Origin of the sequence: Vibrio sp. Vb2880 (genome assembly GCF_033337975.1) — a bacterium.
Lineage (GTDB): Bacteria > Pseudomonadota > Gammaproteobacteria > Enterobacterales > Vibrionaceae > Vibrio > Vibrio alginolyticus.
The window spans coordinates 194,792-204,073 of record NZ_JAWORT010000005.1; the positions used below are offsets into that span (position 1 = coordinate 194,792).

6 protein-coding genes are annotated in these 9,282 nt (G+C 45.6%); all 6 read right to left on the reverse strand.

Going from position 1 to position 9,282, the window contains the following annotated elements:
- Window positions 1–57: 57 nt before the first annotated feature.
- From R7M92_RS07955 to R7M92_RS07980, 6 genes are read right to left on the reverse strand one after another with little or no spacing between them, the layout of a single operon-like run.
- Entirely contained in the window at window positions 58–2,196 is a 2,139-nt protein-coding gene (locus tag R7M92_RS07955; RefSeq protein ID WP_053350479.1) for an ATP-binding cassette domain-containing protein, read from the reverse strand.
- Window positions 2,193–3,779 carry an ATP-binding cassette domain-containing protein gene (locus tag R7M92_RS07960; protein WP_005442631.1) on the reverse strand — a complete coding sequence of 529 codons (1,587 nt, stop codon included), beginning with the start codon at window positions 3,777–3,779 and terminating at the stop codon, window positions 2,193–2,195. The genes R7M92_RS07955 and R7M92_RS07960 overlap by 4 nt, the downstream gene beginning before the upstream one ends.
- Window positions 3,769–5,193 carry a TolC family protein gene (locus tag R7M92_RS07965; RefSeq protein ID WP_318133067.1) on the reverse strand — a complete coding sequence of 475 codons (1,425 nt, stop codon included), beginning with the start codon at window positions 5,191–5,193 and terminating at the stop codon, window positions 3,769–3,771. The genes R7M92_RS07960 and R7M92_RS07965 overlap by 11 nt, the downstream gene beginning before the upstream one ends.
- Window positions 5,168–7,399: a response regulator gene (locus R7M92_RS07970; protein WP_318133068.1), complete on the reverse strand. Its 2,232-nt coding sequence runs from the start codon at window positions 7,397–7,399 to the stop codon at window positions 5,168–5,170. Before R7M92_RS07970 ends, R7M92_RS07965 begins: the two co-directional genes overlap by 26 nt.
- A gap of 3 nt (window positions 7,400–7,402) precedes the next feature.
- Complete coding sequence (locus R7M92_RS07975) at window positions 7,403–8,752, reverse strand: HlyD family type I secretion periplasmic adaptor subunit (RefSeq protein ID WP_033906830.1); 1,350 nt, start codon at window positions 8,750–8,752, stop codon at window positions 7,403–7,405.
- Window positions 8,753–8,761: 9 nt separating this feature from the next.
- Window positions 8,762–9,130 carry a hypothetical protein gene (locus R7M92_RS07980; protein WP_031777210.1) on the reverse strand — a complete coding sequence of 123 codons (369 nt, stop codon included), beginning with the start codon at window positions 9,128–9,130 and terminating at the stop codon, window positions 8,762–8,764.
- Between the last annotated feature and the right edge of the window lie 152 nt (window positions 9,131–9,282).

Here is a 9,282-nt window from a genome sequence, read left to right on the forward strand (position 1 = left end):
CATTTTTGTCAATGACCGTGCTCAAGTATGAATGATGAACCACACCACATTCCGAACTTAACTTAGACTTTTTAAGTACTTATCGGTTAACCCGAAATATTTCAGGTTGCCATCTGGCTCCAAGACTAAGCTCATGTTGGATGTAGAGATCATGCCCGGATCATTCGTTGAGAAAATAACGGTCTTATTGAGTAGTTTGTCGCTGAATAACCGCTTGAAGTAGTGCGAGTTTTCTTGCTCAGCACCATTAAATGGCTCGTCAATGATAATCAAAGATTGTTCGCAGTTACCTAGCCCTAATGCGAGCCGCAGTCTTTGTTGAATACCATTTGGTAAACTTTTACAGATATCAACGCTCAATTGAGTGTCCAGGCCTTGTGGCAACCATGTATCGAGCTCAAAGAAACTCACCATTTCACGCATTTTTTCTGTTGGGATTAACCCATTATGCAAGATGAAGTTAGTCTCCAAGGAGCCTTCAAAAATATGCAGGTTAAACGGGATGTAGTTAATCGAGGTTCGATAGCGGTAACTGTTGAATTGTTTGATGTTATAACCGTCCACCGAAACTGAGCCTTGATAGCGTTCCTCTAGCCCAGCGATAATAGAAATGAGCGTCGTTTTACCGCAACCTGTTGGTCCACAAATCACAACTTTTGCGCCCGGTGGAATTTTAAAACCAAGATTAGTTAAGCCTGTTGCCGCACCACTATAACGATGGCTCACACCAGAGCCGACGATACTACCTTGAAATAGGCGAATAGGGGGGCTTTTCTCTAACGTTAGCTTATCGTCATTCATCGCCATAAGGTTGTTGATTTGCGCAGAAGACGCCTTAATGGATTGGAACTTAGAAATAGAGTTGTAGATGCCCATAATAGGCCCCAACGCCTTCCAGACTAAAATTACGGTAGCAAGCATTGCACCTGCATCGGAGGTGCCGTCCATCACGCCGATAACGGCCGCGACGATACTTGCGGTACCAATAACCTGAATCAAACTCCCGCCTGCTGCCTGAACCCTGCTATTAGTCACTGAAACATGTTCTGCATCGTTGGTGCTTTGTAAATGCGATGCGCTAAAGCGGGACTGGATAACACGCAACAATGGCAAGCCTTGGATGGTTTTTATACCACGAAGAATCTCATTCCATTGGTAAGAAACCATGGCGTTGGCGCGAGAGCTCTTGGACGTGGCTTGCGAGTAGATGTAACGAGAATAAACACAGAACACCAACATTAGAATCAACCCCGCCATAACGACTAGCGCTGCGGTACCAGACATAAGAGCAATGGCAATAATGAATACGATAACAAACGGCATGTCGAAGTAGCTTAATGTTGACTCTGCGGTTACCAAACGGCGGAAAGTGTCGATGTCCTTCAATCGTGCTAACTGAGAAGAGACACCAGCGGTAGATGTCATCGAATAAGGAAGCCACAACAGTTTGGATATTACGTTTTGAGAAATATGCACCGCCAAATCCTTTCCTGATGTGGCGATGATGTTGACCCGCATTTTCTTGAAAAAGTATTCCGAGAACCCAACAATCACAGCAAATAACGTGAGCCAATAAAGCGTGGCTTGCGAGCTAGAGGTTAAGGCGAAGTTGTACACACTCATAATAAAAAAGGGCTGGAGTGCGCCGAGAATGCTGACCACGAAGCTGAGAATAATCAGGCTTTTGAGTTCATTGTTGTAGCGATAAAACGCGTATTTAATCCAGTTACTGCGGTCTTGAGATTCAGGTGGCGGTTCTCGGAATAAGCGGGAGTATTCGCTGATCGAGACCAACAAGCACGGCTTCTTGCAGAGCGGGTATTCAATGGTGTTGTTATTTGTGTAATCAAACAGGATCAGTTTGCCGTCTTTAGTGCCCAAGAAAATCGCAGTGAGGTTTTCTATCTCGATAAAACAAGGATGAGGATGCCCCTCGATGTGCTCCAACGTTTTTAGTTTGGTGACGTCACAACGGTAACCAAGGCGTTCAATCGTAGCGATAAAACTGTCGCTGTCTTTTGGTTTAGGGATAAAAGCGTCGCTGAGGATAGAAGGTGTGCCTTCCCATTCAAGCGCTATGAGGGTGTAAGCTAAACCACGAATCAAAGGTGACTCATTGTATCGCTCGTCATAACTGCGAGCCTCAAAGTCCAACAAGCGCTGAGGGACATTATTAAAATCAACCAAAATACTCATTGGTCACCTCCGGTAAGTTTGACGCGTTTGAGGCGATGATTGAGTTTGTCCATCTTGTTGCTGACGATGATGAGGATTTTGTCGTTGGCGCGATAGGCGGTGCTGGTCAAAACCAATCGAGCAAAGTCGTCATCATAAACACAGTCGATGTCGTCGAAGATCAACACACGTTTGTTCGCGAGTAAGGCACGCACTAACAACAAGGCATAAGCGACTTGGCGCGAGAATGGGTTGCGTAAATGTCCTTTAAGCTCGGTGTAAAAACCAGCGGGAAGGGCATCGATTTGTGCCTTGATGTTCATGGTTTCGCAAAGCGCAAATGCCGTGTTATTTAAGCTCGGGCGGAAACAAGTTAAGTTGTCGATGATGGTGCCTTCGACGAACGAACTGGTTTTGTCGACCATGAGCACGCTATTGCGCCAGACGTTGTAATTGACGTCATCGAGCGGTGTCTCGTTGATTTGGATATCGAGCTTGCTGTCGGTGTTTTGCCGCGTAATGCAATTGGCGAGGTGGGTTTTGCCTGCGCCGCTTTTCCCCGTCAGCAAGTAAGCCTGACCGCGTTCAAACTCGATGCGTTGCTTTTCCGAATACTTCACCGAGATACGCTCGACTTCTGTCGTGTCATTTTGTTGTTCTACAGATGCAGCAAGCTCAAGCAACTCGGCGATACGTTGAATATGAAGCTTGTTCAACTCCCAGCGGCTCACCGTGCGCATCACTTGCTGGTATGGGGCAAAGTAGCGGTTGGTAAGCATGATGATGGCTGCCATGATGCCTTGGCTAGATTGCATGTTGATAACGGCCGTTGCCAAAACTACCACCACACAAGCGATGGAGAGCTGTTGTATGAGCGACAAGATAAGGCTGAAGTTTGATTCGATCTGCTCGTATTTGATGTTCTCGACTTCACGTTCTTCCACCATTTGTGTCATCAAGCTCTCAACGCGATACTCCATATTGCGCGCTTTGATATCGAGAGGGCTAGAGATGATCTCGATGATTTTCGAAGTGGTTAAGCCTTCGATGTCGGATTTGTTCTCTAGGCTGTTGATTTTTTGCTTAGACAGGCTTAGCGCGAACACCGCCAAAACGATGGAGGCGAGCAAGATGGTCACCCCAGCCCAGATGTTGATCAGACCGATAATCAGAATGGTCAGTATGCTGACGGCAAGGTTGATCAATGCCCGTACAGATTCTCCGCCAAAGAAGGATTTAATCTCTGGAATGGTAGCAATACGCTCTAGGTATTCACCGGGTTCTAGGCGACGAAACTTCGATATCTCAGCCAAACAGATGGATTGAAACACCTTGTTGGTTAGGTTGGTTTCGAACTGCTTCATGATCACCGACGAAATCTTCTCTTCCTGATTTTTTAAGTGATAGTCGAGGAAGATGGTGATCAAGATAATGGCAAACAGAAGAAACAGTGTGTCTTTGGCTTGGTTAGGTAAAACTCGGTCAAAGATAATCAGAATCGAAAAGGGCAGTACTAAACCAAACAGCGTCGAGATGACCGTTGAGAAAGTCAGGTAACACTTGTCAGCAAAGTTAATCCTTTGGGAAAAATGCTCAGTTTGCATTGCGACCTCCTTTCTTAATCGATGGTTTGGAGAGAAGGTGTTTTGGAACTAAGTCTTGATTGCTTCTGCCTTCGATATCGCTCATTAACTGCATGATGCTTTCGATGGATTGCACCGACAGCATGCCTTTGATTTGCTCAAGATTGATCGATTCAATGATGTAGTCATAGCGCGCGCTCTCGTAATCACGTAGCGCGCTGAACAGTTTACTTTCCGCTGCCAGTAAGTCGGTAATGGTTCGCGTACCAAGCTGGTAAGCGCGTTGAATGCCTTTGTAGGAAGCGTAGTTGGCACGGATGATGTTCTCGTAACTGCTGATGGCGCGGGAGAAGTCATTAATGTTGAGTACTGAGGTGTTAACGCTATTGCGCGTCGTGAACAACGAATCTTGGTACAGCAGCTCCGTTCGCTCGATGGCAGTCGATGATTTTTGAAAACCGTAGTAATCCGAACCGCCTGAGAAAATTGGCACATTCAAGTTCAAGCCGACACTGGTGGAGTTACTGTCCCCTGTTGCGGTTGGGTCGGTTCGGTCATAGTTGTTCGCATCGTCGTAGCGGTAACTGGCAGAGAGCGATACGGTCGGCACAAAGTTTGAACCGCTTTCTTTCAAGCCTCTTCGGCTGCGCTCGACGGTTTTCTTCGCAACCAATAAGTCGTTATTGAGCTTCAAAGCTTGTTCAAGAATCTCACGTTGTTCGGATTCGCTGATTTCCGCCAAGGGCACGCTTTCGTAGATGTCCTGTGATGGGCTGACTGGGTATTGAACTTGAATCTCTAAACCGTTCAAAATTACGCGCCGGTCTTTCTCTAAGGTTCTTAAGCGATTGGCAATGCCTTCTTTCTGGGCAATTACCTCATACAACTCGCTCGCCGCAGTGTTGCCAAGTTCCACGTTGCGACGCATTTGGCGCTCACGTGTTTCAGACGATTTAAGTTCTACTTGGGTGGCTTTGATTTGCGCGTTGTTTTTGAGGTATTCGAAATATTGCGTCGCGATTTCAGAAATGGTGCTCTGGATTTTGTTCTCGTGTTTGATTTCTTCAATGTTGAAATCAAGCTTCGCGGTGCCGTATTTAAAGATGTCACCAAGGTTAAACACCGATTGGGATAAAGACACGCTGTAGCTGTTCGAGTTGTAGCTAGAACGTGTATCCGGTGTTCCCGTTAATATGGTTTCGTTTTCATTCCATGTGGTATCAGCAGCACCGTTTAAAGAGGGTAGAAACTTAGAACGGCTAATGTCGATGTTGTATTCGTTTTCTTCCACGCCTTTGTCACTAGCGCGCAGAGATAAATTGTTTTCCAAGCCGAGTTTGACCGCCTCAAGCAAGGTGGTCGCCATTGCCGAAGGAGCGTTGCTCAATGTAAGCGCTGCCAATACACAGCTAGTTAAGTTTCTGTACCGCCACATACTTGTTGATCACCTTGATGATTTCGTCGTTTTTATAAGGTTTGCTGATCACGTAATCCATTCCAGCTTCGATACAAGCTTGGTGTTCATTACTGCTGGTCAATGCTGTCGCACCTATAATGGTGCAAGGGTTCTGTCCGCTCTCTTGTTCGTATTGTCGAATGCGTTTGGTCGCTTCAATGCCGCCCATGCCCGGCATGATGCAGTCCATAAAAATGATGTCTGAGCGCTGATTCATGAAATGCTGAACGGCGTCTGCGCCATCGCCAACGGTGTCGGCTTCGTATTCTTGCTTGCTCAAAATACGTTTGAGTAGAATCTGTTGAACACGGTCATCCTCCACAATCAGGAATGAGCTGTTCTCCATCTGTTCTTCAGAGGCTTCCGCTTCCATGATTGCTAATAGATTAGGGATGAACTCATACGGAATCGCAGGGGAGTTCAGAATCTTGTCGACAAAGGTATGGCTCTCTTGCGCTTGCTGAGTGCTAGTGACCGAAAGCAGCAACTTGGTGTTCGGGTGATTGCGCAGTTGCGATTTCACCGTTTTGCTCAGTGAGGGCAGCTTGTTTGGCTCGAACGTGTCGGTCAGCATGATGGCATCGTATTCGCCAAAGGTTTTTGCCGCAGAGAAGAGTTCGTTCGGAGTTCGAATTGGCGTAATCTCTAAGCCCAAGTTGACTAACATTTTGTTCATTACATCAATGCGCAGCTGAGAGTTGGCACACAGCAACAAACGCTTATTGTCGAAGCGAGTTTTCTCGGTGTGGAAGCTTTTGGCTTTCAAATCGAGCTGAATTTGAAAACGTTCCTGATTGCCCGATTGATACCAATGGCTCTCGTAATAGCCATAATCTTTCAGTACGCTTTTCGCCAAATCGTCTTTGGTTGCAGTGTGCTGTTTATGGTCGCTCCAGTGTAGGGTATTGAGCTTGGCAAACGGCACATCCAGTGTGGTTAAGAAGTTTAGATTGATGGTCAGGCGGGTATTTTCAATGTCTGACGCCGCACCTGATTCAATGGTGACAAACAGTTTCTTGTCGGCTTTGAGTTGGATGGCATTTGATAGCTGAAGGAACAACACCCAGAATAAGCTGGTGGATTGTCCTTCAACACGGTTTGGTAAGTTATCTGAGATAAAGCAGTCTAGCTCACCTTCATTTCGCTGCACTTTGGAACTGATGTGAATCATCAATTCAGACAGCACATTCAGCAGCGAAAACTCTTTCGATTTGCTCTCGGTCCCTTGTGAAATGAGTCGGTTGTAGTTCTCTGCCAATTCAGACAGGGTATTGGCAGCCGAGGTTATATCTTGCGCCATCAACACGCCGCTCTCATCGGTCTCTTGAACGAGATATTGCACGCCGCCGTTAATGGTGTTGGTGATGCCACGAATCTCGTAACCAATCAGAGCATAGAGCTGCTTGTAGAGATCGTTATTGCGTTTTTGTTCTTCGAGTTTGCTGAAAATCAGTTTTAGGTGTGAGTAGATCTGACGCTGCTTAGGATTGATGCTCACTTCATTCAGCAACTCTTCCAACCTTTGTAAATCCAGTAGTTTGAGTTCTTGATAAAGCTCATCGAATTCTTGGTCAATGTCTCGCTCATTCGAGCTGGATTTTTTCAGTTTAAGGATTGCCACCAAGTTCGATAGCACTGCGATACCAACCAGTACGACAACGACCACAAACAACCAAATGAAGAACTCGTTTTTCTCCATCATTAGGTCACTCGCATGGTTGTTAAATATGGTCCGGTAGTTGTCGTCCATTTGTAAGTAGTTATTGGTGAGCGAGAGGTACAGTGCCAACACATCGTCGCGTGTTTTTTGGCTGTCTGAGAAGCGATTGATTGCCAGTTCAAGCTGCGTGTATTCGGTCGCGCCCACCAAGCTAAACTCGGTTTTGTTGAGTGACGCGAGCGACTTAAATTGGTCAATTTCGTCTTTCAGAACCTCAAAATCAAGCTCTGTTGTACTGCAATAACGTGCGCTTAAACAGCGTTGAAGTGTTTGAATATCAAACTCGATAGTTTGGTTGAGCTGTTGAGCTTGAACCAACAGAGGCGCGTTTTGCACTTTCTCGACTGAATCCACTTTTTCCCAAGAGATATACAAATAAAAGGCGAGGGCAGCCAGCATCATGCTGAAAGCAATGCTTAGGCGCATAACAGGAACGGAAATATTGTAAGAAGGTTTGCTACTCATCCATCACCTCTCATCGAATGCGTCTTCGATAGCCGACATAACCGGCTTCGCTGCGTATTCGATAACCCGGCGTGAACCTGTTTTCACGTCTGCGGTAAACTCCATATAAGGGGACAGCTTGTATTGTGTGCCTCCGCGCTCTAGATAGTTTTGACTGATTTGGATTTCCGCGAGGTAGAATTCAGCGTCTTCTTCTTCATAAGAAGAACGGCTGATCGATGCAATTCGACCTTCCAAAAATCCGTATTTGGCAAAGTTGTAGGTATCCATCTTCACTTTGACCGCTTGTCCGATTTCTACAAAACCCATGTCTTTACGCGGGATCTTCGCCTCTCCATGAAGGGCGTTATTGATCGGTGCAATGTCCGCGATGCTTTCACCTGGCGGTATCACAGCGGAGCGGAAGTTGAAGTGCACTTTATCTACTACACCGTCAATAGGGGCGTAAACCACGAGGCGATCCACTTTATCTGAGTGTTGAGGACGCAATATACGTTTCAACTTTAAGTCCTTGTTTGCTTGAATGATTTGCGCTTGATACTCGGCATTACGATTCTCCACCAAGTCTCGGTACTGCTTCTCTAGTTTGTCGAGTTGGAAGCGCTCATTCATGACCGACTCATCAAGGTTTTCAATCTCACGCACCATGTTTGACTCTTGAACCTGCATATTCAGAACATCGACGTAAGACGCCATTTCCTCTTTGTACAAGGTGTTCTTAATATTGAGCTGCTTGCGTATCAAGGAGAGCTGGTTCTCGGAGCTTTTACGGCGCTTGAGCATTGAATCAATAAGCGAATTCTTATGTTGGATATCGTGAGTGATCAACTCTTCATTGGAACGGTTTTTAGAAAATTCTTGCTGCCAGGTATTCATGTTGACTTGCACTAATTCTGGGTACTTTTCGATGTAGGCAGAAAAATCGGGTTCCACCATATCGCGCAGGCTTTCGTAACGAATCTTGTCTAGCTCTAGCTGAATGATCTCTGTGTTTACCGTATCGAGTTGAGTGTTTCTATCCAGAGAGCGAAGGCGTGCAATAGGCTGACCTTCGTAAACCACTTCGCCTTTGCGCACTAGCATTTCTTCTAGAATACCGCCTTCAAGGTGTTGCACTTTTTCGATGTCAGATTCGAGCAATAGCTCACCGCGCACCGACACCACAATGTCGATACGAGCCTGAGATGCCACGGCGATAGCCACCATGGAAAGCAAAAAGATAACCAGCAAGGTTTTGTGTACACTGGTCATTGCACTTGCTAGCACGATTGTATCGTCTGCTGTTACCTTCGAAGCTTCGTTGTTCGAAACAAGCGCCTTTTTGAGGTGATGTTCTATTTGCTTATTACTCATGAGCCACCCCTACGATTCACTACCTGTGCGGCTATCGATTGAATTTTCGATTTTTAACAGCTGGCTAATTTGTTTGTTTACGTTGTTAAGCTCGGTTTTAACGTCCTCGATCAATTCATTAGGAGCAGGGAAATGGTGTTTGTTTAAGTGTTCAAGCTTTGCCAATTTTGGTGGTAAGTCATCATCACATAACAAGACGAGAATGGTCTTTAGCCTTTTTGAATAACATCTGAGTGCTTCAAAACGGTTTTGTTTATGCAGCATCTCAATATCAATCCCTGCATCACTGAAATCTTGGTAAAAATCGCCTAATAGCAATTGCAGCCCCTTATGGCTGTTGTCGACTGAGCGCAACAGATTTGTCATATTTATCATTATCCCACCGCACTAATTGCTTTAATGACAACAAGTAAGGATCTTTATACTGGGTTTTCAAATTTTTTTGTTTTTATGGAACTCGAAAGGTATGAAAAAAGTTGTATAAAAAAGTTGGTTTCTAAAAATGGTGTCCTTTACTGCCTCTAAATACG

Bases quoted from the DNA above. Each gene is read 5' to 3' on its own strand.
- R7M92_RS07955 (WP_053350479.1), bottom strand. From the start codon at position 2,196: ATGAGTATTTTGGTTGATTTTAATAATGTCCCTCAGCGCTTGTTGGAC.
- R7M92_RS07960 (WP_005442631.1), bottom strand. From the start codon at position 3,779: ATGCAAACTGAGCATTTTTCCCAAAGGATTAACTTTGCTGACAAGTGT.
- R7M92_RS07965 (WP_318133067.1), bottom strand. From the start codon at position 5,193: ATGTGGCGGTACAGAAACTTAACTAGCTGTGTATTGGCAGCGCTTACA.
- R7M92_RS07970 (WP_318133068.1), bottom strand. From the start codon at position 7,399: ATGAGTAGCAAACCTTCTTACAATATTTCCGTTCCTGTTATGCGCCTA.
- R7M92_RS07975 (WP_033906830.1), bottom strand. From the start codon at position 8,752: ATGAGTAATAAGCAAATAGAACATCACCTCAAAAAGGCGCTTGTTTCG.